At 41.3% G+C, this 24,864-nt stretch carries 18 protein-coding genes, 1 pseudogene and 1 CRISPR repeat array (1 of these 20 only partly in view); of the genes and pseudogenes, 8 read left to right on the top strand and 11 right to left on the bottom strand.

Annotation, left to right across the window (positions count from 1 at the left end; all coding sequences use genetic code 11):
• Positions 1–3,989: a CRISPR direct-repeat array (repeat unit 37 nt; unit sequence GTTAAAATCACAAATAATCCCTATCAGGGATTGAAAC); it reaches 2,308 nt to the left of the window's first position.
• A 131-nt stretch (positions 3,990–4,120) separates the two neighbouring features.
• Positions 4,121–4,759 carry a Uma2 family endonuclease gene (locus ACM0OW_RS19915; protein WP_414551879.1) on the top strand — a complete coding sequence of 213 codons (639 nt, stop codon included), beginning with the start codon at positions 4,121–4,123 and terminating at the stop codon, positions 4,757–4,759.
• Positions 4,760–5,072: 313 nt separating this feature from the next.
• On the opposite strand, the gene ACM0OW_RS19910 is transcribed toward ACM0OW_RS19915, so the two are convergent.
• Positions 5,073–6,326, bottom strand: a complete 1,254-nt coding sequence (locus ACM0OW_RS19910; protein WP_414551878.1) for an ABC transporter substrate-binding protein — start codon at positions 6,324–6,326, stop codon at positions 5,073–5,075.
• Between the two features lie 198 nt (positions 6,327–6,524).
• Here ACM0OW_RS19910 and ACM0OW_RS19905 point away from each other — a divergent pair, with 198 nt between their 5' ends.
• Complete coding sequence (locus tag ACM0OW_RS19905; RefSeq protein WP_414551877.1) at positions 6,525–7,934, top strand: MFS transporter; 1,410 nt, start codon at positions 6,525–6,527, stop codon at positions 7,932–7,934.
• Between the two features lie 146 nt (positions 7,935–8,080).
• On the opposite strand, the gene accD is transcribed toward ACM0OW_RS19905, so the two are convergent.
• The 5 genes from accD to ACM0OW_RS19880 all read right to left on the bottom strand — a co-directional run bounded on the left by accD (position 8,081) and on the right by ACM0OW_RS19880 (position 13,258).
• Positions 8,081–9,031, bottom strand: a complete 951-nt coding sequence (accD, locus tag ACM0OW_RS19900) for an acetyl-CoA carboxylase, carboxyltransferase subunit beta (protein ID WP_414551876.1) — start codon at positions 9,029–9,031, stop codon at positions 8,081–8,083.
• A 484-nt stretch (positions 9,032–9,515) separates the two neighbouring features.
• Complete coding sequence (locus tag ACM0OW_RS19895; protein ID WP_414551896.1) at positions 9,516–10,340, bottom strand: prepilin peptidase; 825 nt, start codon at positions 10,338–10,340, stop codon at positions 9,516–9,518.
• 219 nt (positions 10,341–10,559) lie between these two features.
• The gene (locus ACM0OW_RS19890; protein ID WP_414551875.1) at positions 10,560–10,820 is read right to left on the bottom strand and encodes a hypothetical protein; all 261 of its coding nucleotides are present in this window, start codon (positions 10,818–10,820) and stop codon (positions 10,560–10,562) included.
• Between the two features lie 104 nt (positions 10,821–10,924).
• Positions 10,925–12,010 carry a 3-isopropylmalate dehydrogenase gene (gene leuB, locus ACM0OW_RS19885; RefSeq protein ID WP_414551874.1) on the bottom strand — a complete coding sequence of 362 codons (1,086 nt, stop codon included), beginning with the start codon at positions 12,008–12,010 and terminating at the stop codon, positions 10,925–10,927.
• 267 nt (positions 12,011–12,277) lie between these two features.
• A complete protein-coding gene (locus ACM0OW_RS19880) occupies positions 12,278–13,258 on the bottom strand; it encodes an aldo/keto reductase (RefSeq protein ID WP_414551895.1) in 981 nt (326 codons plus the stop codon).
• A 616-nt stretch (positions 13,259–13,874) separates the two neighbouring features.
• Between ACM0OW_RS19880 and ACM0OW_RS19875 the strand changes: the two genes are divergently transcribed.
• The gene (locus tag ACM0OW_RS19875) at positions 13,875–14,132 is read left to right on the top strand and encodes a hypothetical protein (protein WP_414551873.1); all 258 of its coding nucleotides are present in this window, start codon (positions 13,875–13,877) and stop codon (positions 14,130–14,132) included.
• A gap of 97 nt (positions 14,133–14,229) precedes the next feature.
• On the opposite strand, the gene ggt is transcribed toward ACM0OW_RS19875, so the two are convergent.
• Entirely contained in the window at positions 14,230–16,050 is a 1,821-nt protein-coding gene (gene ggt, locus ACM0OW_RS19870; RefSeq protein ID WP_414551872.1) for a gamma-glutamyltransferase, read from the bottom strand.
• Positions 16,051–16,289: 239 nt separating this feature from the next.
• On the opposite strand from ggt, the pseudogene ACM0OW_RS19865 reads away from it, so the two are divergent.
• The 3 genes and pseudogenes from ACM0OW_RS19865 to ACM0OW_RS19855 form a co-directional block, all read left to right on the top strand.
• Positions 16,290–16,679 (top strand): annotated as a pseudogene (locus tag ACM0OW_RS19865) (DUF4351 domain-containing protein); the annotation flags it as partial.
• Between the two features lie 220 nt (positions 16,680–16,899).
• Positions 16,900–17,391 carry a hypothetical protein gene (locus ACM0OW_RS19860; RefSeq protein ID WP_414551871.1) on the top strand — a complete coding sequence of 164 codons (492 nt, stop codon included), beginning with the start codon at positions 16,900–16,902 and terminating at the stop codon, positions 17,389–17,391.
• A gap of 3 nt (positions 17,392–17,394) precedes the next feature.
• Positions 17,395–18,495 (top strand): GUN4 domain-containing protein, encoded by a 1,101-nt coding sequence (locus tag ACM0OW_RS19855; RefSeq protein ID WP_414551870.1) that lies wholly within the window; start codon positions 17,395–17,397, stop codon positions 18,493–18,495.
• A 66-nt stretch (positions 18,496–18,561) separates the two neighbouring features.
• On the opposite strand, the gene ACM0OW_RS19850 is transcribed toward ACM0OW_RS19855, so the two are convergent.
• The 4 genes from ACM0OW_RS19850 to ACM0OW_RS19835 form a co-directional block, all read right to left on the bottom strand.
• A complete protein-coding gene (locus tag ACM0OW_RS19850; protein ID WP_414551869.1) occupies positions 18,562–18,792 on the bottom strand; it encodes a hypothetical protein in 231 nt (76 codons plus the stop codon).
• 142 nt (positions 18,793–18,934) lie between these two features.
• The gene (gene glf, locus ACM0OW_RS19845) at positions 18,935–20,734 is read right to left on the bottom strand and encodes a UDP-galactopyranose mutase (protein WP_414551868.1); all 1,800 of its coding nucleotides are present in this window, start codon (positions 20,732–20,734) and stop codon (positions 18,935–18,937) included.
• A 331-nt stretch (positions 20,735–21,065) separates the two neighbouring features.
• On the bottom strand, positions 21,066–21,893 hold the full coding sequence (locus tag ACM0OW_RS19840) for a glycosyltransferase family 2 protein (RefSeq protein ID WP_414551867.1): 828 nt from the start codon (positions 21,891–21,893) through the stop codon (positions 21,066–21,068).
• Positions 21,894–22,397: 504 nt separating this feature from the next.
• The gene (locus ACM0OW_RS19835; protein ID WP_414551866.1) at positions 22,398–22,613 is read right to left on the bottom strand and encodes a hypothetical protein; all 216 of its coding nucleotides are present in this window, start codon (positions 22,611–22,613) and stop codon (positions 22,398–22,400) included.
• 254 nt (positions 22,614–22,867) lie between these two features.
• Here ACM0OW_RS19835 and ACM0OW_RS19830 point away from each other — a divergent pair, with 254 nt between their 5' ends.
• Both ACM0OW_RS19830 and ACM0OW_RS19825 read left to right on the top strand, forming a co-directional pair.
• Positions 22,868–23,404: a hypothetical protein gene (locus ACM0OW_RS19830; RefSeq protein ID WP_414551865.1), complete on the top strand. Its 537-nt coding sequence runs from the start codon at positions 22,868–22,870 to the stop codon at positions 23,402–23,404.
• A gap of 26 nt (positions 23,405–23,430) precedes the next feature.
• Complete coding sequence (locus ACM0OW_RS19825) at positions 23,431–24,396, top strand: GUN4 domain-containing protein (protein ID WP_414551864.1); 966 nt, start codon at positions 23,431–23,433, stop codon at positions 24,394–24,396.
• Positions 24,397–24,864: the final 468 nt, after the last annotated feature.

Genomic DNA, 24,864 nt, shown 5'->3' with positions numbered 1-24,864 from the left:
AGAGGTAAATTTAATGACGAAGAAACAGCGTTAAAATCACAAATAATCCCTATCAGGGATTGAAACTAGCATCTGTTACTTTCCCACATCAGGCTTTAAGTTAAAATCACAAATAATCCCTATCAGGGATTGAAACTTGATCCATCCCACGGAAGTTCTTCTTCCCCAATGTTAAAATCACAAATAATCCCTATCAGGGATTGAAACCTACTTCACAGGCAATATTCAACCAGTAGCTTAAGAGTTAAAATCACAAATAATCCCTATCAGGGATTGAAACGGCTCTCATTAATTACCAAGAGAGATTATCTTTAATGTTAAAATCACAAATAATCCCTATCAGGGATTGAAACAATGGTCCCGGAAGTGGGACTTCCGACAGAATTCCGTTAAAATCACAAATAATCCCTATCAGGGATTGAAACAGAAGAGGAATATTACAAGGATCGTGCTAGAGTTAAAATCACAAATAATCCCTATCAGGGATTGAAACGAATATGATTTTAATTGCACAAGTTGATCCAACGCCGTTAAAATCACAAATAATCCCTATCAGGGATTGAAACTGTAGAGCAATTTTGTAAGGAAAATTTAGCTTGTTAAAATCACAAATAATCCCTATCAGGGATTGAAACTGATTCTGCCTTCGGCAAAAAGGTGTCCGAGGGTTAAAATCACAAATAATCCCTATCAGGGATTGAAACATTAAAATCTTGTAAGCGATCGGCTATTTCTTGAGTTAAAATCACAAATAATCCCTATCAGGGATTGAAACTGCTATTTCTACAAGTTTCTGATTTAAATAACACTTGTTAAAATCACAAATAATCCCTATCAGGGATTGAAACCACGTATGTGAAATAAAATAAACAATTAGCGATCGCCTGTTAAAATCACAAATAATCCCTATCAGGGATTGAAACACTTTATTTTTAAACCCCGGAATCATTTACATTTGTGTTAAAATCACAAATAATCCCTATCAGGGATTGAAACGTTCAACAGCAGCTGCTTCCAAATCTGCGAACGTGGTTAAAATCACAAATAATCCCTATCAGGGATTGAAACCGCGCACCTGCTAATAAGCAAGAAGCTTTAATAGGTGTTAAAATCACAAATAATCCCTATCAGGGATTGAAACAGCGATCGCTTCCAACTTGGACTCTATGATTTTTGTTAAAATCACAAATAATCCCTATCAGGGATTGAAACACATTAGGTGAGCTTCTTCTATGGACAGACTATAAAGTTAAAATCACAAATAATCCCTATCAGGGATTGAAACATTCTACGACGTAGGCTAAGTAACAATAATGATCGTTAAAATCACAAATAATCCCTATCAGGGATTGAAACGCTGCTTTTCGTGGGGGCGATCGCCTTCGGTTTGTTAAAATCACAAATAATCCCTATCAGGGATTGAAACCAGCCAAACTAGTAACCGGTTCCGCCCAGTATTGCGAGTTAAAATCACAAATAATCCCTATCAGGGATTGAAACGCACTTTTCAATACATTTGCTCGGATTGCTGTTGAGGTTAAAATCACAAATAATCCCTATCAGGGATTGAAACTTACAAGAAGCATCATTGAAATGTGGAAAATCGCGGCAAGTTAAAATCACAAATAATCCCTATCAGGGATTGAAACCGAGCATGAGTACCAGTTTTGCTTTCGAGCTTAGAGTTAAAATCACAAATAATCCCTATCAGGGATTGAAACATGGAAGATGGCGGCTATGCAGCTAGAGTCTCTGCGTTAAAATCACAAATAATCCCTATCAGGGATTGAAACAGATTAATCATGAGATACCTATTTTACTTTACTTAATTTCAGTTAAAATCACAAATAATCCCTATCAGGGATTGAAACTTAACTGAGACTCGGAATATTGTTGTATCATGCTTTTAGTTAAAATCACAAATAATCCCTATCAGGGATTGAAACTGATACTTGTCTCCCCGACATCATCACCGGCTTCCGTTAAAATCACAAATAATCCCTATCAGGGATTGAAACAAATCTGCCATCAACGCTTTTGTAGTTGGCTGCAAGTTAAAATCACAAATAATCCCTATCAGGGATTGAAACGGTAGCTATGCTGAGATAGCGATCGCCTATTGGCTGATGTTAAAATCACAAATAATCCCTATCAGGGATTGAAACGGCGCGACCACCGTTGGAGCCAACCTCTAGCTTTGCGCCGAGTTAAAATCACAAATAATCCCTATCAGGGATTGAAACAACTTTAGTGCCAACGGCAAAAAAGTTTTACCCGAAGTTAAAATCACAAATAATCCCTATCAGGGATTGAAACTGAATTGGAGATGGTTGACTGGACAAGCTTGGAGTTGAGTTAAAATCACAAATAATCCCTATCAGGGATTGAAACCAATTCCCACTCCAGATATTGCAGAGCAGACATCGGTTAAAATCACAAATAATCCCTATCAGGGATTGAAACCGCAAGCGTAGCAAGTCACAGAGCGAGCGATCGCTAGTTAAAATCACAAATAATCCCTATCAGGGATTGAAACCATCTATCCATAGAGATATGGAATGTACAGTAGTTTTCGTTAAAATCACAAATAATCCCTATCAGGGATTGAAACCTGTATTCCAATCAATGCTATCAGCTTGTTCTTCTAGTTAAAATCACAAATAATCCCTATCAGGGATTGAAACGGGGTATATGATGGTTTCACAGGCATACACACATCTGTTAAAATCACAAATAATCCCTATCAGGGATTGAAACTTTCAACCTAAATGTGAAATATCTGGATGAGAGTAAATTAGTTAAAATCACAAATAATCCCTATCAGGGATTGAAACTAAGAGGTGTACCAGGAGTGAAAGGCGTACCAGGGTTAAAATCACAAATAATCCCTATCAGGGATTGAAACTTTTATGGATGAACAGACCGGAAATATAAATTATGTTAAAATCACAAATAATCCCTATCAGGGATTGAAACATCAGCTAGTACCATGATAGTCTCAAAATTACGTTAAAATCACAAATAATCCCTATCAGGGATTGAAACTAAATTCGCTGAGGTCTTGGATGAGCGCTGGCATATGTTAAAATCACAAATAATCCCTATCAGGGATTGAAACTAGGCGTGGGTGCTTGCTCCGGTTTATTGGTGTGTCCTGGTTAAAATCACAAATAATCCCTATCAGGGATTGAAACAGCGTCCCATTTTCCCGCAAGCTTGAACTGAGTACTTGTGTTAAAATCACAAATAATCCCTATCAGGGATTGAAACGTAGTTGCTGGTGATGTCGCAAAACCCCGGCTGGAGTTAAAATCACAAATAATCCCTATCAGGGATTGAAACCCCTTGGTTTGGTTGATGCGACCGGAGTAACTTTGTTAAAATCACAAATAATCCCTATCAGGGATTGAAACTATACAAAAATCATGCCAGTGACTAGAGCCTTTGGTTAAAATCACAAATAATCCCTATCAGGGATTGAAACTTTTTCTGCGGGGTGATCTTTTTTAAAATTTAGGGTTAAAATCACAAATAATCCCTATCAGGGATTGAAACAAAGTAGGTAGAGCCTTTTACCTAACATTCGATGTTAAAATCACAAATAATCCCTATCAGGGATTGAAACATTAATTCAAAATCTTCTACCCCTGCTACTCTGAGTTAAAATCACAAATAATCCCTATCAGGGATTGAAACTACTATCAAATAATTACGCGAGTATTAGTATTCGTTAAAATCACAAATAATCCCTATCAGGGATTGAAACGAAATGGGTTGAGGTCAAGCACGGGCGATTTTACCGTTAAAATCACAAATAATCCCTATCAGGGATTGAAACGAAGGAATAGCCGAGAATGCACAACCTCAGTAGCATTGTTAAAATCACAAATAATCCCTATCAGGGATTGAAACAATTTTAAATGCTTTGCGCAAATTAATAGCTTAGAAGAAGGTTAAAATCACACATAATCCCTATCAGGGATTGAAACGCGACGAATATAAAGGCTAAAAATAGATAATGGTGGGTTACGCTGCGCTAACCCACCCTACTGGCGTGGCATATTACTTCTCGCACAGCGTTTAAAGTAGAAACAGCAATGCAGCTAACACAGAGAAGAGAATGACAGTAACTATACCCATTCAAGCCATAGAATTAGCTCCCGGTAGCCACATCGCCATTCATAACCTCTCCTGGGACGACTTTGAGGGACTTCTCGCAGACTTAGGTGAAAAACGTCACACCCGCATTGCTTACTACCGAGGAACTTTAGAAATCATGTCCCCCCTAGCATTACATGAGCGTCCCCACCGAATTATTGCTTACATCATCACCACAATCTTAGAAATTCAAGGACGCAATTGGGAGGACTTCGGCTCTACAACCTTTAAACGTCCAGATATTGCGGGAATTGAACCAGATACCTGCTTTTACATCCAAAATGCTCACCAAGTCAAAGGATGTACCCAAATGGACTTAAGTATCTATCCTCCCCCTGACTTGTCCATTGAATCTGATGTCACCTCAAAAACTACCCTTGATGCTTACACGGCCCTGGGGGTTCCCGAAGTATGGATATACAGTAACTCTGGGTTAAAAATTTACATCCTTCAAACTGACAGATATTTAGAATCTTCTGTTAGTCCAACCTTTCCCAACTTACCCATCACAGAAATTATTCCCCATCTGGTGCAAAAAGCCATTGATGAGGGAACAAGTCAAATGTTGCGACAACTCAAAACCTTGGTATCAGTTCAGTGAGATCAATTCCGGGTGCAAGGGTTTCAAAGTTTATAGACTCTTTCAACTGTCATTACGAGCGAAGCGAAGTAATCGCATAATCTTATATCTTGCGATTGCTGAGTCGCAAGGCGACACGCTACGCGGTAAGCGTTCGCGTGCCGGAGGCTCTAGCTATGCCGAAGGCTTTACGTCGTTCCTCCTCGCAATGACCTACGCCAACGCAATGACACTAAGGTGTACACACAAGCGAAACAAATCCATATTTTCCTCACAGCAAAAAAACTCAAATTCCTCTGTGCGCCTCTGCGCCTCTGGGTGAGGACAAAAAAACTTATTCCCTAGCACGAATTTGCTGATTAGCGGCATTTTGCGCCCGTAGCATCGCAGACTTTAAAGATTGTTGCCCAAGCAAAGCACTAAGAAACTGATTATCAAAATTATTAGCGATCGCACCGGGATATTTACCCAACTGCCACATAGTAGCATAATCTACACCAGCCACAAGCGGCGATCGCAAAGCATCCCGATCATAACCCAACTTAGCCGCCACCGATTTCCGTGTAGGCAAAGCAAACCCTGTCCCCGTCCATTTTGCCATTCCTTCCTTATCCGTCAGAAAAGAAATTAACTCCCAAGCTGCGGTCTTGTGCTGTGACTGCTTATTCATCACATAGGCGACAGTAAAAACCATAGTACCTTTTTTATCATTAATAGTAGGTACTTCTGCCGTCGCAAACTCCAATTGCGGAAAAGTCGTTTCCAAATAAGGAATAGCCCAATTACCCTCAATCACCATTCCTACCCGACCTTGACCAAACATTTCCGTTCCTGAATTAGTACCAACATCAGTAGCTTGGGCAGAAGTCCTATCGTTTTGATACTGGTCTAGCACCAACTGCAAACCCTGCAAAGCTTCAGGAGTTGCAAAAGCAGCATAACCATTTTCATCAACCACCTTTCCTCCAAAAGCCGCAATTTTGTAAGCTTGATAACTCAACTTTGGGGTAATTCCAAAGCCGTATCTGTTAACCTTCCCCGTCAACTGCTGGGAGTAGCTGCGTAATTCATCCCAAGTCTCAGGAGGACGGCTTAAACCTGCGGCTGCAAAGGCTTTTTTGTTATAAAACAGTGCCAAAGTGGAATAATCTTTCGGCAGACCATAGATATAATTTTCGTTTTTAAAATTATCCAGCAAGCTATCCTCAAAGTCTTCTAGGTCAAATTCGGGGGTAATGTAAGAATTCAACGGTTCTAGGATATTATGACCCATAAACAAAGGAGCTTCTAAGGATTCCAGATAAAACACATCTGGCGCAGCTTCCCCAATCAAGCGAGTAGTGATGACATCCATGTATTGGTCAGAGATTACCTCATATCTCACCTTGATATCGGGATGCTGTGCTTCAAAGTCTTGTAGTAACTGTCTTAATAACTTTTGTTCTACCGGATTCCCAGCCCAACCGCTAAGTTTGATGGTTACAGCACTGGTTGGGTGGGTTGATACTTGAAAACTATGGTAACTGATTACAGCGATCGCGATCGCTATTACCAGGGCGAAAAATTTAATCCAGCTTTTTTTGTTCACAAACAAATACCAGCTCTTTCATTTAACTTATATCGTCTAACTCTGTAAATTTATATTTCAGTAATCTGTATTTTTATTGAGAAATAAGATGTAAAATAACGAATTATTATTACCAAAGAAAAAAGGATACAAGCCCCCGGATTTATCCGTGGGGTATTTAATTTTGAATTTTGAATTTTGAATTCGGAGCGCAGCGACGTGACTTCTGTTAATTTTGAAACAACCGCAACGGTAACTCTGGAAATTCCCCAGATTACCTCACCGCCATCAATACTTTCTCCCAGCCCTCGAATTACCAAAAACGAGATTCGCACCAGTTTAAAAGCCTCAACTCTGGATGCAGTCTTTGCAGCAGTTTTTTCCCTAACTACCGGCGGAATTTTGCTGAGTAATTTCCTGGTAGAGTTAGATGCCAGTCCTGTAGTATTTGGGATGCTATCCTCAATTCCAATGGTGGTAAATCTGATTCAACCCTTGGGCGCTTACATCTCAGAACGAACTACCAGCCGCTTTCAATATTCCCTACAGACTCACGGACTGGGGCGGGTACTGTGGCTAATTTTAGTGTTAGGGATTGCAGGGTGGAAGTGGGGAGGTGTGACTTCCCATCAGCTAGTAGTATTGACGCTATCAATTGTCCTCTTCAGCCATCTTTTGGGGGGACTAGGAAGTGCATCTTGGCTGAGTTGGTTAGCCATGATAGTTCCCCGAAAATTACGCGGTAGGTATTTTGGGATACGTAATAGTGCCGCTAGTCTGACTAATTTACTGTGTTTACCTTTAGCGGGTTTAGCTGTCTCCCATTGGCAAGGCGGGACTTTACAAGGTTATGGGGTTGTATTATTCTTATGTATTATATTTGGCATCGTGAGCTTGGGCTGTCAGTATTTTAAAGCTGATGTGAATCCACAATTACAAAATACTGTTTGCAATTACCCTGTACAAGATGAATTTAGTGGTGAACTAATTTGCTCATCAAACACCATTCCTTCCCAAAACCAGCTATTGAGCAGCATCTGGAAAAACACTAATTTTTTGATATTTTTACTATATTTCAGCTTTTGGATGTTTGCGGTTAATCTCAGCGCTCCTTTTTTCACTCTGTATATGTTAGATACACTGAATCTAGATATCAGTTGGGTATCACTTTATAGCAGTTTACAAGCTGGGGCGAATTTGTTGATGCTGATGCTGTGGGGGAAATTAGCAGATAAAATTGGTAATCGTCCGATTCTACTATTTGTAGGAATTCTGGTTGCAGTTACACCACTTTTGTGGTTTGGGATTAGTAATAATCATCTGGGACTGTGGCTATGGCTACCCCTGTTACATATTTTAACTGGAGGGACTTGGGCAGCTATTGATTTGTGTACGAACAATATGCAGTTAGGTATTGTACCAATTAAAAATCAGTCTATCTACTTTGCGATGCCTACGGCGAGCGCAGCTATCGCAGCTGCTATGGCTGGTGCTGGTGGTGCTTTAGGTACAACTCTCGGCAGTTTGCTCGTGCAGTTTACTAATTGTGGCGGTTTGTTAGGATTATTTGCCCTTTCTGGTTTGTTGCGCTTAGTTGCACTTGTACCCCTGATATTTTTGCAGGAGTGAGGAGATTGGGGCTTGTCGGGGCGGGTTTAGTAATATCTGTGGGGTGGGCATCTTGCCCGCCTTCTTCGTAGAATGATATCTGTGAACCCGCCCCTACAGGGGATTGGGATTGAGAAGTCTTTTTCTCTCCGGTTCCCAAACCGCTTCTATTCAGCGACTGTAGAAGTCAAACTCATGGTTTCCCACATCACCATCGGGTGTGTAGTTGGTAGGGGTTGGTGCAATGCAATTAGCTGGGTAAGGGTATTTTTTAATTGCGTGCGGGATACAATATCATCTACAAAACCATGCTTTAACAAATCTTCTGCGGTTTGGAAATCTTCTGGTAATTTTTCGCGCAGGGTTTGCTCAATCACTCGCCGACCTGCAAAACCAATGGTTGCTTTGGGTTCTGCAATAATAATATCTCCCAACATGGCAAAACTAGCGGTAACGCCGCCTGTGGTGGGATTTGCCAAAATGGGAATATAAAGTAGTTTAGCTTGACGATGGCGTTCTAAGGCTGCGGAGATTTTCGCCATCTGCATTAAAGAAAGCATTCCTTCTTGCATTCTCGCCCCACCAGAGGTACAGACGATGACTACGGGATAACGTCGTTGAGTTGCTTGTTCAATTAAGCGGGTAAGTTTTTCTCCGACGACTGAACCCATACTACCGCCCATGAAGCGGAAATCCATTACACCCAGGGCTATGGGTAAACCGTTGATTTGTCCCAAACCAGTTTTAACTGCGTCCACTAAACCCAGTTTATCTTCCATTTCCCGCAGGCGATCGCTATAGGGTTTGCGATCGCGAAATTGCAGGGGATCTGTGGGGCGCAGATGCTCGTCTATTGGTTGCCAAGTATTAATATCTATCAACTGGCGGATACGCTCATCGCTATCTACCCGATTATGATGTCCACATTCAACGCAGACCATCTGGTTAGCTTTTAGGTCTTTTGTATAGCTCAATACGCCACATTTAGGACACTTATGCCACAGCCCATCAGCAATTTCCCGTTCTTGGCGTTCTAAATTGGTAGCTCCTGATTTCCTACGATTTGCAAACCAATCTACCAGAGACTTTAAACCACGTGATTCTTCGTTGTTTGCCATTTTATCTTTTTTTTAAGTGGGTATGAGGTTGAAAACATATCAAGCCACTATGGGATGTCCAGGTGAAAAAGTTATAAGTCCAGAGCAACTTAGTCGTGACTCTTGACCTCCGCTTTCAAAGTCTCCAGATTTGCTCTTGTACAAATGCAAATAACACCCCATTTTAGCTTTTGACTCTTGACTACATCTCAAACTAAGCTTATAAGCAATTCAGACCTGATTTTTTATCTGTGCTTGCCAGCTTAACGAAAATGCTGATGCCAACACAAGCCTCTCGCTATGCTGAGTAGTTAGTACTGAGTCAAGAAAGTGCTGAGTGCTGAGTGAAGAAAGTGCTAAGAATAAAGTAGCCAATGGTTATTCTTTATAAGAATCGTGATACCGATTACAAGCTGATATTACCAAAAGGTAAAAGGGGTATGGGGTAATGACGGTTACAAACAGGGGGGAAGAGGCAGGGGGCAGGGTGCAGGGGGGAGAATGACTAATAACTAATGACAAAAAATAAGTCCAGGTAGGTGGACAGAATCAGTTCTCCACTAAATACGGTGATTACTGCTCCTAAAGCTAGAAAAGGGCCAAAAGGTATTTTTTGTCCAACCCTTTGCTGTGAAAGTAACATTGCGCCACCACCTATGATTACACCTACTAAACAGGCAATAAAGCTCGCTAGAAGCAAATACTTCCAGCCTAACCAAGCTCCCATCATGGCGGCTAATTTCGCGTCACCTGCACCCATTGCAGTTTTACCCAAGGCCATAGAACCTATGAAAGCGATCGCATCAAACAGCCATAATCCTAATACTGCTCCCACTATGGCTATCATCAGGTGATTGACTAAGCCTATCCAACCCCCTTGGGAAAAGAAGCCCACAGCCATTTGAAAGCAAATCCCTACAACTAAACCCGATTTAGTCAGGATATTAGGTAAGGTCATTGTATCCAAGTCAATGAGAGATAAAGCCAAGAGCCAGCTACAAAAAGCCCAGTAACTTATCGTCATCATTGAAACTTGAAATTCCCAAAATATAATCAAAAAAATTATCCCCGTTATCCCCTCTACCACAGGATAACGGATGGAAATCTTGGTTTTACAATAACGGCATCGCCCTCTTAACCATACCCATCCCAGCACCGGAACATTATCATGAGCTTTGAGCTGGTTTAAGCAACGAGGACAGCGAGAAGGCGGCCACAGAACAGATAACCTAGCAGGTAATCGATAAACTACAACATTAATAAAGCTGCCGATAGATGCACCCAGCGCGAAGACAATGATACTCGCCGGGACGACCATCAAAATGTCCATATAGTCCTTTGTCATTTTGCATACACTACTCTAGCCTGAGTTTCTGTTTTTCAGCACAGAAATGTTAAGACTTTTTCAGAGCGCATACGGATTTTGTCAAAAGTTAAGTAATAACCAATGACAAATGACCAATGATTTACCCTGCTTGCCCTGAGCGTAAGCCGAAGGGAGCGTAGCCGTTCGCGTAGCGTCTCGCAGAGAAGGGCTAATGACCAAGGACTAATACATATGTGATTCAATTTGACTTAAGGGGACAAAACATTCTTGCGGTAAAAGCACTGGTTGCTGAGTGAAAATCACTTTACCGCGATGAGTAACGTGATTAATTGCTACACCTGAAGGTTGTCCAGCTATTTCAGGATGTACTTCACAGTGGATGTAGTAAATCTGCCCTGCTGCTCTGATTAAGGCTGGATCAATCAAAGGAGTCTGGTTTTTAGGGGCAGTAAATTTTGCTTGTTCTTGTCGTAATGCGTACACTATCGACTGTTATATAAAGTGCTAGATTTGTCTTTATTTTATCTGATCCCTTCAGAGAAGGTTGCCAAAATGCCAAATTAAGGCCAAATTAAGGCGTAAATTTATTATTTTGCCATCACCCTAATTAATGATTCCCCCATAGCACGACAACCTAAGAGATTCATCCCAGGGGACATAATATCACCTGTGCGATCGCCTTGGGCTAAAACTTGCAATACAGCTTGTTCCATTTTATCTGCGGCTTGGGGTTGGTCTAAACCGTAGCGTAACATCATAGCTGCACTTAAAACCTGAGCCAGAGGATTGGCTTTATCCTGTCCGGCGATATCGGGGGCGGAACCGTGGACTGGTTCAAAGACACCAGGGCCAGAAGCACCCAAACTAGCAGATGGTAACATTCCAATACTACCTGTCAGCATAGCGGCTGCATCTGAGAGAATATCGCCAAATAAATTGCCTGTGACAATAGTATCAAACTGTTTAGGAGCGCGTACCAGTTGCATGGCGGCGTTATCGACGTAGAGGTGAGATAATTCCACATCGGGATATTCGGAAGCGAGTTTAGTTATGCGATCGCGCCACAACTGCGATACTTCTAATACATTGGCTTTATCTACAGAACAGAGTCTTCCGCCACGTTTGCGGGCTGCTTCAAAGGCGACGCGCCCAATGCGGTCAATTTCTGACTCAGTGTAAACCATTGTATTTACACCCCGTTTTTCTCCGGTGTCAGTAGCGAAAATTCCTTTGGGTTGACCAAAGTAAATCCCACCAGTGAGTTCGCGCACCACCATGATATCTACGCCTTCCACAACTTCCCGTTTTAAAGTGGAAGCGTCAATTAATTGGGGCAAAATCTGGGCTGGGCGAAGATTGGCAAATAGTCCTAATCCCGCACGTAGTCCTAACAAACCTGCTTCTGGGCGTGAGTTAGATGGTAGGGAGTCCCACTTATAACCACCAATAGCAGCGAGTAAAATAGCATCACTATTCCGACAAGTATCTAGGGTAGCGGCTGGTAGGGGTTCGCCTGTAGCGTCAATTGCTGCACCGCCAATCAGGGCTTCTGCAAATTCAAATTGCAGGTCAAATTGCTTACCAATAACTTTCAGCACGTCTACCGCTACGGCCATAATTTCGGGGCCAATGCCATCGCCAGGGAGTAGGGTAATGCGGTAGTTTTGGGACATAGTTAGTTTTTATGGGGTAAATGCTTGTAGATTCAATATCATACTAAATTAGGTTGCTCACAGGAACTAAGGAAACGGAACCTCACCCCCAACCCCTCTCCTTGGTAAGGAGAGGGGAGTTTTTGATTACCAATTCCACATCACAGCACCGAAGTTTAGAATGGTGCGTTGCGCTACGCGACAACACACCCTACAGAAAAAAGATTTGGGGTAATTCAGTCATTTGTGTGTACACAGTAGCCTTAGTAAGGAGAGGGGAGTTTTTGATTACCAATTCCACATCACAGGATTTTCATCGTGATGGTCGGTAACAATGCGCCCAATGGTATCGATTTCTGTGAGTTCGTCTTGAGAAAGTTGAATCTCAGCAGCTTTGGCGTTGTCTTGTGCTTGTTCGGGATAACGCGCCCCGGCGATAGCGAAGCGCTCCGTAGGAATCGCATTTGTTTGGGGTTGGGCTATTAACCAGGCTAATGCTAATTGAGCTAGGCTACAATGATGACGCGTTGCTATGGGACGCAGTTTTTCTAAAGCTTGTTGGGCGCGTTCAAAATTTTCGCCTTGAAACAGTTTATTTTTAGCACGGTTGTCTGTAGGGTCAAATTTATGACCTGGGGCAAATTTCCCAGTTAACAATCCTTGGGCTAGGGGTGAATAAGCCAAAGTAGAAATATTATTTTCTATACAAAAGGGCATAGCATCCTTTTCTACTTGCCGCCAAAATAAAGAATAAGGAGGTTGTAAACTATCAATGCGTCCATGCTGTGCGGCTTCTGCTAATTGGTCACGGTTAAAATTAGATACCCCTATTGACCGAATTTTTCCCTGTTCTTTGAGTTTATTCAATGCTCTCATAGTTTCTTCAATGGGAACTATTTCGGAATTGAAAGACCCGGAAGGCCAATGTATTTGGTAAAGGTCTATGTAGTCAGTTTTAAGATTTTTTAAGGAGCGATCGCAAGCTTCTATGACTAAATCATACTTGAGATGGTTAGCGAAAACTTTTGAGGCATACTCAACGCGATCGCGCACATCAGATAAAGCTGCGGCGATAATTTGCTCAGAATGTCCTTGACCATAGACTTCCGCAGTATCGATGGTGGTAATACCAGCGTCAAAGGCGGCGCGGATAGTTTTAATTGAGTCAGCATCCTCAATTCCTGTCCACATGGCTTTACCCGCTTGCCAAGTCCCCATCAGTATGGGTGTAATGTGGATATCTGATGTCCCTAATCTGCGCTTTTCCATCATGCTTACCTGGTGAATATCTGCGAGTATTTGCTAATTTAACGGTTTTTACGAGAAATTAAATCAGAGTAACGGTAGATTGTGAACAAGTCAAAAGTCAAAAGTAGGGGCGGGTTTATAGATATCATTCAATATCAATGAGGATATTAGTAAACCCGCCCCGACATCAAGGCTTTCAGGAATCAACAATGTCCTAACCTTCTTGGCGGTTGCTATATGTGGAATTAACAGGGGTAGCAAATTTTTTTTGCATCTGTGGAAATGCTGCAAACGCAGGTAATGTCAGCCATCCACCCTAGTGTAGCTATCAAAACAAAGCCTCTAATGTGGAAATATCTGCCTAAATCGTAGTTTTTGCTACATACAATCGCAAAAACCGCAGATAATATGATAAAAATCTTAACCTTATCGTCAGGTAAGAAAGAAATGTTGGTTTATCCTTATTTCCTACAGGAAGCCATTAATTACAACCCATAGCAGTTAAATAATTTTGCCATTCTAGTTAGTACACAAAATCACGAATACTGGGTGAATAAAAATTTATCCCACAAGGCTGAGGCAGGTATTGACAAAATTCTGCCAATATGCAATCAAGCAAAACTTAAAGGAGTTTGCCATGCAACGTCAAATGTGCTGGTTATCTAAGTCTGGTGGCGATGGAGAGAAAATTCTACATCTGCAAGCCTCACCCAATCAACCTTGGCGACCCTATACAGCTTTTCCTCACTTTGCAGTCCCTGACTATCAAATTCCTGGTGGTTCTAAAGGTTGGGCAACTTATCAAAAACTTCTCAAAGCTGGCTGGACTTTAGTACATAGCGCACGGGCAAATGAGTTTACTAGCAGCTATGCAGAATCAATTTTAAGGGAGTAGTACCGCAAGGCGGAAGTCAAAAGTCAAAAAGCTTTTACGTTGGGCTTTTGAACCTTTTGAAAGGGTATCCATATTTACGCCATGCTGTAGTAGGGAATTAGAAACCACTGGGAAAACCTTGACCACGAGGGTCAGCTGCTGCTTCTAAATCTCCATCTGCGGTGACTTCGATCGCGTTAGCATTACCCCAAGAGTTGCTTTCGTTAATTTTGTGTCCGCGACGGCGTAACTCTTGCAGGGTCAGTGTATCTAAACCCCAACGTTCCACAAGTAACTGATCGGGTAGCCACTGGTGATGTATGCGTGGGACAGACACTGCTGCACCTACATCCATTTGGTATTCTAACACGTTGAGGATAATTTGCAGTACCTGAGTAATGATGGTGCTACCACCAGGAGTCCCCACCGCCATTCTGAGACGGCCATTCTCGGTGATAATTGTGGGAGTCATGCTAGATAAGGGAGTTTTGCGAGGTGCGATCGCATTAGCTTCATTACCTACTAAGCCAAAAGCATTGGGTACTCCTGGGGCGGCGGCAAAATCGTCCATCTCGTTGTTAAGAACGATACCTGTTCCCGGTGTGACTACACCTGCGCCAAAGTCTAAGTTAATGGTGAAAGTCAGACTGACGGCGTTATGTTCGTTATCGACTACAGTTAAATGGCTGGTTTCAGTCGATTCTTTTCTCGCTAGGTGGGGAGTGGGTAGGGGCGGGTTTAAACAGTCAGTCTGTGGGGAAACGAAATTCTTCATAAACCCGCCCCTACAGGAAAGGGACGTGGGGAAAGAACGTAAATCAACTGGCTTGATTTGACTTGCAGGTTTAGCCGTTGACATATCAATTTCTAGACGGCGTTTTTTGGCGTATTCTGGGCTGATCAGTTGTTTTACGGGGACTTTGATAAAATCGGGATCACCTAAATATTCTGAGCGATCAGCATAAGCAATTTTGATCGCTTCTATCATTAAATGTAAAGCATCAGGGTGATGCCATCCTAAAGATTGCAAATCAGTTTCACCGATGATGTTTAACATCTGTAATAAATGCACTCCTCCTGATGAAGGTGGTGGCATTGAGCAAATTTTAGCTTGACGGAACTTGCCACAAACGGGATTTCGCCAAATTGGTTTATAAGCTTTGAGGTCTTCTAGAGTAATTAAACCACCATTTTTAGCCATATCAGAAGCGATCGCCCAGGCAATATTTCCGGTATAAAAACTGTGGGGACTGCGGGCAATATCTGTTAAAGTCCGCGCCAAATCGCGCTGTACCAGCCTTTCCCCCGGTTGATAGAAGTCCCCATCACGAGTAAAAATCTCCCGCATTCCGGGGTTATTTAGCATGGTCTGGAGACTTGTACTGTTGACTGTCAAATAACGAGGAGATAATACACGTCTGAGTATAAAACCATCTTGAGCCAGTGCGATCGCAGGTTTAACCACATCTGCCCAAGGTAACTTACCATAACGACGATGTACTTCATACATTCCTGCTACCGTTCCTGGTGTCGCCACAGCTAAATAGCCAGTTACACTTGCATTAGGACGCACCTTACCATCTGCATCCAAGTACATACCTTTTGTAGCTTTCAGGGGGGCGCGTTCCCGAAAATCTAAAGCTTTGATTTCGCCAGTTTTTCCAGAGTGCATTAATAGAAAGCCACCTCCACCAATTCCGGCTGAAAATGGTTCCACTACAGAAATTGCAAAAGTTGTGGCTACAGCCGCATCAACGGCGTTACCACCTTGGCGTAACATCGTAATTCCTGCGTCACTGGCTAGCGGATGGGCTGAAACCACCATTCCCTTTTGACTACGTAGGGGTGATGTAATAGTGGCTATAGCGGCTTGGCTGGAAATAATCAGGCTACTAGAAAAGATAGCAATGGCAATCCGTCGGTATACAGTAATACGCATTTTTTATCCTTGTTTTCCCTCTGCTTGCTCAGGCTAAGGGTTGCGAGTTAGGTTCTATATTAGAATAAACTCAAATAAACTCAAATAAATTAAATTTACTGACTATAAATAAATGTGTGCGATCGCGTTGTATTAGTCAAGCTTTATCAGACTATAAAAGGTTTAATTTTTAGCAGAATTTTTTGAACTTATGCGTTGTGACTCAATTTTTTACAAACTATTCCAACAATCTCCTACCCAGGTATTTGTTAACCAAAACCAGTGAAGATGTAACATCGCCATCAAGTCGCGCCATAATAGAGATGATTACGACGATTATGGTGTATAAATTTGAACAATTAAGCAGAAGGGAGGTTGAGTCTATGTTAGGAATAACCCTCAAGGAAACGAGAGTTTACCGAGAAATTAAAGCAGAAGGACGAGAAGAAGGACGAGAGGAAGGACGAAGGGAAGAGGCTGCTAACCTAATTGTTCGACAGTTGACTAAGCGATTTGGGGAATTATCGGAGGAAATGCGCGCTTCGATTTCTGGTTTATCTTTGCCTAGTCTCGAAGATTTGAGCGAAGCATTTTTAGATTTTACGAGTTTAACGGATTTACAATCCTGGTTAAAAGCACTGGGAAGTTAAATCAGTGAACAGTTAACAGTGAACAGTTATCAAGACAACCGCAAAAACGAAGCCGCGCAATATTTTTGGTTGACAAAACCAGCATCAAATTCCCCCCTCTCCTTGATAAGGAGAGGGGATGGGGGTGAGGTTCTTTACTTTATTAAAACAGCACGCCTAATAATTTACATAAAATACTATAATAAACACTTAATTAATTAAATTTACTGACTATTGAAATATGCGCGATCGCGTTGTATTGAAAACTGTATCTGTCAGTCTGCCTTTTGGCATTGGTTCCATGTCTTGGAATACTGACCCCACAGAACGGAAAGCCGCTTGGTCGCTGTATGTGGAATTGGTGACGCGCATTGCTGTACAGCCGTTGGAAGTTGACCAGGGTTTAGTACGGGAAGCTTTGAACTCTCTTTATAGTTTATTTGGCACGACTCGCGAAGTTCTCAAAGCCGCCGGGCCGGATGTGGGTGCTTCTCGTGATTCTGTGGGGGGAATTGCCATTGCTGTGTTGAATAATGGGTTAAGACCGTTTTTGGCTAAATGGCATCCGTTGTTGCAAGCGTGGGAAGCTAGGCGACCTGTGGGGGTGAGTCCCAAGGAACATGAGCAGAGTTGGTCGGAGGAATCCAAGTTGCGAAGTGAGTTGGAAGCTTTGCGCGGTGGGTTGGAAGATTACGCGAAGGCGCTGGCTAAAATTGCTGGTGTGGAGGAGTGATAAATGGAACAGCCTAAGTTTGATGTTTTTCTTGCTCACAATAGTTTAGACAAGCCAGAAGTTATAAAAATTGCTCAATATCTGAAAAAAAATGGTTTAAATCCGTGGTTAGATAAGGAACAAATTTTTGCGGGAGACAATATTCAGAAAGTTGTCTTCCAAGGGATTTCGGAGTCTAAAGTAGGTGCTTTTTTTATTAGTCAAAATGGATTAGGGACTTTTCAGGAGAATCTCGAACTTGGTGGAATAATCCAATTTTTTCTGAAAAAAAACAAAGCAAAAGGTTTTCGCGTGATTCCCATCTTGCTCCCTGGTATTAATGATATTCCAGAGGATTTCTATTATTTGAGTCAATGGGCTTGGATTAAATTCACTAGTTCAAATGATGAAGAAGCATTAGAAAATTTAATACGTGGCATTAGAGGTCGAAGTGCAGGAGTACAAGAGCAACCAGTGATTGCAATTCCGGAGACACCCCAGATAATTCCAACGCCGTCTCAATCTAATAAAAATGCTTTAGACCTTCTAAACTCACATCTCGACGTTCAGCCAAATATCTCAGCAGTTCAGGCTAGAGAGATTCTTAACTCCCATCCTGTTATTCAGCCACCAACTGCTACAGATAACCTGGACTCAGAAAAAGGGATAGACTACACCAGACTGCGCGACTTACTAGCAGCAGAAAACTGGAAAGAAGCCGACAAAGAAACCTATAGGGTGATGATTAAAGCAGTAGGTAAGAAAGGAGGCGACTATTTCAAGCCAGACGAACTCTTAAATTTTCCTTGCACTGATTTACGCACAATTGACCGCTTATGGGTAAAATATAGCAATGGACACTTTGGCTTCAGCGTCCAAAAGGAAATTTACTTGAGCGTAGGCGGTAAAGCTGACGGCAATTATGATGAAAAAGCCTGGGAAAAATTAGGCGATCGCATAGGATGGATAGTGAATAATAGTTGGATAAGATATTCAGATGTAACTTTTGACACCTCTTCCCCTAGAGGACACCTCCCTTTGTTTAGGGGGGGGGTTTTGGGTTTAGGTTATTGTATAGAGAGATTTAGAAGTATTACTTCTCTTCTCTCGCATCGAGACTTGTAAACTGTAACATCTAAGGCTTTCCGATATTTGTAAAGATTTATTACAAGCCCCAAAAGCACGGTAGAATCAACATTTCAGATTTCCGATACCTGGCACTGCGGGGTTATAACAGTTAGCCTGAATAAATTTTTCTGCTACCTCATGCACCTCAGTATCCTCAGTGACTCGTTGATTATCCCACGGTAAACTCATTTGTCCCGGTGACTTCTTCTTACCCTTATTCTTCAAAGAAGGTAAAAAATGACTACCCCAATGAGTCCTTCTTTCTGATTGTAAATTGCGTTTTGGGCGAGGCATTATACTCCTCTTAATCATCCTTTAAAAGTGAAATATATCACAACAGCGAGGTTTTCAGATCCCCGACTTCTTAAAGAAGTCGGGGATCTTTATCACATTTTTGAGACGCGATAAATTGCCGTCTCTACAAGGTGCTTTAAAACTAATTACTATTTACCACTTTCACAGACTTGATTTGCTGATACACATAGAGAGCCTGAGCCACACATTGATCCATATTGTAATATTTATAAGTCGCCAACCGTCCCACAAAATACACCCCTAGCATCGCATCTGCCAACGCCTTGTATTTTTTGTAAATTTCATGATTCTCAGGACGGGGTACAGGATAATAGGGTTCACCTTCCGCCTGGGGAAACTCATAAACGATGCTAGTTTTATGGTGTTTCTGTCCAGTTAAATACTTAAACTCTGTGACACGGGTATATAAATGTTCATTGGGATAGTTAATCACTGGCGCTGGTTGAAACACAGAAGTATTATGTGTCTCATGCTGGAAATGAATAGACCTATAAGGTAATTTGCCATAACGATAATCGAAAAATTCATCAATCGCCCCCGTATAAACCATCTCACGCCAAGGGATTACCTGCTGAATTTCTCGGTAATCGGTATTCAGCATCACCTTAATATTAGGATGGTCTAACATCTTCTCGAACATCCGAGTATAACCGTGCAGAGGTATTGCTTGATAGGTATCGGTAAAATATCGGTTGTCGCGGTTGGTACGGGTGAAAACTTTGGAAATAACTGATTTATCTAACTCTGAAGGGTCGAGTCCCCATTTTTTGCGGGTGTAGCCTTGGTAGAATTTTTTATACAGGTCTTTACCAACTTTGCTGACTATGACATCTTCTGAGGTGCGAAGATATTCTTTCGGTTCAGCAATACATTTGAAGAATTCATCCACCTCAAATGAATTTAGGTTCATTCCATAAAGTTGGTTAATGGTGTCTAAATTGATGGGGAGAGGTAGCATTTGACCATCGACGCTACTCAAAACCCGATGTTCATAAGGTCGCCACTGAGTAAACTGTGACAGGTATTCAAAGACTTCCTGGGAGTCGGTGTGAAAGATATGGGGGCCGTATTTGTGTACGAGAATGCCATCATGATTATAATAGTCGTAAGCATTACCACCAATGTGATTACGCTTGTCCACAACTAGCACCTTTTTACCACACTGACGCGCCAAACGTTCCGCCATGACGCTTCCAGAAAATCCTGCGCCGACAATTAAGTAATCAAATTGCCAATCTGTTTTTAAGGTTTCTGGTGCTTTGTAACCCTGTATTACTTGATGAGAATGGCTTTTGTCTTCATTCTGACGCGCCGCAATGGCAAAATCTATCAGCTTCATCATTGTATGCCAAGTGCGATCGCAATCCCCACTAATAGGAAACGCATAGATATTCGGGTGCTGATGTACCTGAATGGCTTGGCTACTTTGTTCACCGATAATAAACACCAAGTCTGTTATCGAGAACATTTCACTCTCGTATTCCTGGAGCGCTGGCGGTATGCTTTTAATGGTGGGTAACTCATCCATGCAATCGTATATCACTGCCTGGGGTTGCAGGTTCCGGGTAAAGGCGATCGCTTTAGATGTACAATACCAGAAAATGTAATTGTCAAGATGATTTTCCTGAAAAAAAGCATTAAGCAATTTCTGTAAATCTGCGTTTACCTCCTCCTCACTCAGTCGTTTTGGCAGAGATGGAATCACAATCACTAAACCACTTCTATCTTGTCTAACATCTAACCGCCCCATTAGTTGGTCAGTAAAAATCACCTCCTCGATAAAAAATACTCGCCTTTGTGAAGTACAGCGACTTAAAATGTGTTTTAACCTGGGGTGAACAGAATTCCACCGCAAATTAGACAAGCACACTATCTCAGGTGTCTCCGAGGTCAAGGTAGTAAAGCTACAATCAATTGCCATATTTTTCAGAAAATACTTGGTATGTTTGGAAACGTAGAATCAAGCCCAGTTAAAGGCAGATTTCATATCATGTTCAGACCATCACTTATAATTAAAGTAGGTTGGTTTGTAATAGAAGATTAATGTAGTTTGCCGAAGGCATAACCCAACCCCAAAAATTACCAGTTATGGTGAGTTTCACTTTGTTAAACCCAAGCTGAAGAAAGCTTTATTTACAAATAGTCATACGAACTTGATATTACTCTAAACTTGGATAAGTTATCCCTTATTGCTGATTTACAAATCCAAATTATGCAGTTATAGTTCATAGATTTGCTAGTTTTACAATCTATTACAAAAGGTCAGGTCTGTACTTGTGCCAATAATAAAGATTGCATTCATTGTAATAATCAATCCAACTAGATCCCAGATTCTCTGAATTGTGCCAAATAATTGAACTAGGATTAAGAGCAATAATCCAACCAGCTTTTTTTACGCGCAAGCACAAATCTACATCATCAAAGTGAAGACAGAAATTCTTAAATACTCCAATATGCTGCAATACCCGATGGCGCAATAAAAGCGATTTAGATGTACAATGTTCCACTCTAATATAAGGTTTACTTTGGAGTAGTTCCTCATTTAAAATATTCTCTTTTTTGCCACAGCTTATCTTTGATTGTACTTGCTTACCATTAATCAATCCACCAAACTCCTGAATAGTCTTAGGTTCTTTGCGGTAATAAACTTGAGAACCCACTAAGCCTACTTCATCATATTCTTGTAAGGTTGTAATTAGTGTACTGAGAGCCAGAGGGTCTAGATGCACATCATCATCAAGTAGCCAGATATAATCATATTTAAGCTTACTCACAAATTGCAACCCATAATAAAAATTGCTAGAGTCACCTGGCTTTTTGCTTGGTTGGAGAACCTTAATATGAGCAAAATTAAATTTTTGTAAATATCCTTGAATCTTGCTATTTAAATCATTGTCCACAATATAGACATCAATTTTCGTCTGATATAATTTCTGTTTGCCAATATCTTCTAGTACTGAGCATAAAGAATTGAACTTCTGATGAGTTTCAATAATAACTGCAACTTTCGTGATGTGTCTAAGAGAAGAGTGGGTTTGTACCTCTGGTTGAGTTAAAAATCCTGAAAAGTAAGATTTCACTTTTGCAAATCTCCAAAAGGCTTATTTTTATTTTCGATAATTTTCCATCTGCTCATGAGCTTAAAATCTGCATTTTTTCAATGCATAATAAAAGCACACATAGCTCAAAAATGTAACCTGTTGGTTTTTTAAACTCGTCTGCCTAAAGGGTGAACAGTTGCAAGCAATTAATGTATACTAAGTAAAATAAGCTACACAATCATAGTTTTTGGGGATAGTTTGAATAACAAATTTGCTGTCAAATTGCCTACAATACAAGCATTACAGCACTAATCCTGACTAATTTATTTTTAGAAAAATATTTCCACAGTTAGCGGCGCGTTTCAATTTTCCAACATCCGTCTGATAACTGTTCAGTGATTCCCTAACTCTGGAAACCACGCAAATTAAAAATTGGCGTAATTCGTAGTTTTTTTCATAATTACGCCGAATTTAGGCTGTGAGAAAGCATAGACGCACTTTTCGACTGCACTCCCAATTTCAAATTACGTTTTAATCAATTACTTAAACTCTTGCAGGTTTCAAAAATAACCATGCTGTAAAGAAGGTTGCAGCTGTAAATAGTTGCGTCAAATCCAAAGCCGATAGATAGCCATCCGCAAAGGAAGCGATACTACGGTCTGTGATACCAAATACCCAAGATGAAAGGCCGAATAGCCAAATTCCGTTTTTGAGATGACCTACAAATTGCTGAGAGTCTGATTGTTGCTTGTCTTTCATAATCTTTTGCTCCGTGGATACAGAATCTGGTGCTTGATTAGTCAAAACTTTTGGGACTCCTGATTTTGAAGTTACACTTATATATATTAATAAATATTTCAGGTACTTGACTTAACCACCCAAAGGTACATCTGCTTATCTTGACATTCCTCCTTTGGTTCTCTCACCTCCGTTGGAGCGTAGCCTATTGCTCCTCCTTACGTATCATTAATCGCTTATACTCCTATTAGCAGGTTTTACTACACAAGCGATCGATGGCAGAAGACCCAAAAGACCAGAACACACTCCTCAACCTTGAAGGCTTTTGGAAACTCCTAGATTCCAAGCTTGTCAGTTTAGGTATTCCTGGGGCTTTAATTGGTGTTGCACTGGATTTTGCGCGTAAAACCGATTGGAAAAATGCAGGACTTTGTATATTGGCTGCTGGTGGTATCTGGTTAGTCATCAAAGTTGGTAGCAAACTCAGTCCACAGATTGATAAGTTTCTGGATTGGTTACTTGCTACTCAAATTCCCAAATGGTGGACAACACTTACAGATAGATTTGGGGCGGAGTATCTTGCCGGACTAAATAATGGCAAGTGTCTGGTAATGTTAGATGGACTTGATGAAATTGGGGACGATGAGGAGCGACGGAAGGTAAGTAATTGGGTTTCTCAGCAACTCAGAGGGTATAAGCAGAAATTACCGTTCATTTTGACATCGCGCCCACAAGCTTACAATCAAGCTCCTCTGCCAGATACCCCAGCTTATTTTGTGCGTTCATTCACTACTGCACAAAACCAACTGTAGCAACCCTAACCCTCGCTTACGAGTGTTTGCAGAACAAGCTCAGAGTTAGTCGGGAGAAAGAGCAGAAACTACTGGACAAGGTAGAACAGGGTTTGAGGTCAGATGACGTGGAAGTTTTTAAATTAGCAGCATCAGTGCAACTGCAAAAACGGCTATATCACCTGAATGAAGATTGTTTTGTCGGGAGTTCAGAGAACGAAAACCAGCCTACAATTACCACGACAGACGCAGGTAAAAAAATCTGGGCAGTACAATTAGTAGATAACACTGAGATTACTGAGGCAGAATATCGGCTGTTCATCTTAGAGACAACCAACAGCGACTTAACTATTGAAGTCAAACCCAGTGAAATCGGCTTTGCACAAGGAAATGCGTTTTGTGCTTGGTTGAGTAAAAGAACTAGAGAGCGATTTAGCGACGCAGGAATCTGTTATCTATGGGAAACCTTAACAGATACATTCTGCCTAGTTAGGTTTCGCATACCCGAACAGTATCATCAACTCGCCTACTATCTAGCCGCAGGTATGTGGAAAGAGGCTGATGAGGAAACATTAAAAGTGATGCTGGAAGTGGCGGGACGTGAAAAACAAGGTTATCTGGAACTGAAAGACATTGAGCAATTTCCCTGTGAAGACTTGAGAATTATTGACAAACTTTGGGTTGATTATAGTAATGGACACTTTAGATTTAGTGTTCAGAAAGAAATATATCTTGAAGAGGGTGGAATCTTAGAAGGAAATCGAACAAGTTCGCCTTTTAAGAAGGCTCTTGCCCCATTCAGATGGATATATAAACGTTTTGGTGGTAGAGTGAGAGAAGGCGATATAGGACGCTTAGGCCATCGCGTGGGGTGGAGAGAGAAAGAAGAGTGGATAGAAGAGTCACAAGTCATATATGCTACCTTATCCCCGAAGGGACACTTACCGATTCCGATTTTCGTAAATCAGGGTTATATAGTTCTCTTCTCTCGTGTAGAGACTTGTAAAATTTAATATATAAAGCTTTCAGAAGTTTGTAAACATTTATAACAGTCTCCTTTCCCACGCAATAATCAACATTTCATAAATCCGATACCTGGCACGGGCGGCTCATAACAATTTGCGTGAATAAATTTTTCTGCTACCTCATGCACCTCCGTACTTTCAGTTACTTTTTGGTTATTCCAAGGTAAACTCATTTGCCCAGGCGAAGACTTTTTAGCCTTCCCTCTCTTAATCATCGAAGGTAAAAAGCGACTTCCACAGTGATTTCGCTTCTCTGGTTTTGCCTTTGGTTTATATTTGCGACAAAATCGGCGATACCTAGCCGCGCACTCTTCCAACTTCGCGAACAAAAAGATCCCCGACTTCTTGAAGAAGTCGGGGATCTAAACCTAGCGATTTTATACAAAAGACTACTTACATAAATAATCTTCTGTGGGTGGAGAATATTTAAAGTCAAATGCCAGCGTCAAGCCCCTC

Origin of the sequence: Anabaena sp. CCY 0017 (assembly GCF_963920885.1) — a bacterium.
Classification (GTDB): domain Bacteria; phylum Cyanobacteriota; class Cyanobacteriia; order Cyanobacteriales; family Nostocaceae; genus Nodularia.
This window is presented reverse-complemented; position numbering and strand designations above follow the sequence as displayed.

What these genes read in the sequence shown, in the direction of transcription:
- ACM0OW_RS19830 (WP_414551865.1), top strand. Translation starts at nt 22,868, where the DNA reads ATGGCAGAAGACCCAAAAGACCAGAACACACTCCTCAACCTTGAAGGC.
- ACM0OW_RS19850 (WP_414551869.1), bottom strand. Translation starts at nt 18,792, where the DNA reads ATGCCTCGCCCAAAACGCAATTTACAATCAGAAAGAAGGACTCATTGG.
- leuB (WP_414551874.1), bottom strand. Translation starts at nt 12,010, where the DNA reads ATGTCCCAAAACTACCGCATTACCCTACTCCCTGGCGATGGCATTGGC.
- ACM0OW_RS19835 (WP_414551866.1), bottom strand. Translation starts at nt 22,613, where the DNA reads ATGAAAGACAAGCAACAATCAGACTCTCAGCAATTTGTAGGTCATCTC.
- ggt (WP_414551872.1), bottom strand. Translation starts at nt 16,050, where the DNA reads ATGCGTATTACTGTATACCGACGGATTGCCATTGCTATCTTTTCTAGT.
- ACM0OW_RS19855 (WP_414551870.1), top strand. Translation starts at nt 17,395, where the DNA reads ATGGAACAGCCTAAGTTTGATGTTTTTCTTGCTCACAATAGTTTAGAC.
- ACM0OW_RS19895 (WP_414551896.1), bottom strand. Translation starts at nt 10,340, where the DNA reads ATGGACATTTTGATGGTCGTCCCGGCGAGTATCATTGTCTTCGCGCTG.
- ACM0OW_RS19860 (WP_414551871.1), top strand. Translation starts at nt 16,900, where the DNA reads ATGCGCGATCGCGTTGTATTGAAAACTGTATCTGTCAGTCTGCCTTTT.
- ACM0OW_RS19875 (WP_414551873.1), top strand. Translation starts at nt 13,875, where the DNA reads ATGCAACGTCAAATGTGCTGGTTATCTAAGTCTGGTGGCGATGGAGAG.
- ACM0OW_RS19880 (WP_414551895.1), bottom strand. Translation starts at nt 13,258, where the DNA reads ATGGAAAAGCGCAGATTAGGGACATCAGATATCCACATTACACCCATA.
- glf (WP_414551868.1), bottom strand. Translation starts at nt 20,734, where the DNA reads ATGGCAATTGATTGTAGCTTTACTACCTTGACCTCGGAGACACCTGAG.
- ACM0OW_RS19915 (WP_414551879.1), top strand. Translation starts at nt 4,121, where the DNA reads ATGACAGTAACTATACCCATTCAAGCCATAGAATTAGCTCCCGGTAGC.
- accD (WP_414551876.1), bottom strand. Translation starts at nt 9,031, where the DNA reads ATGGCAAACAACGAAGAATCACGTGGTTTAAAGTCTCTGGTAGATTGG.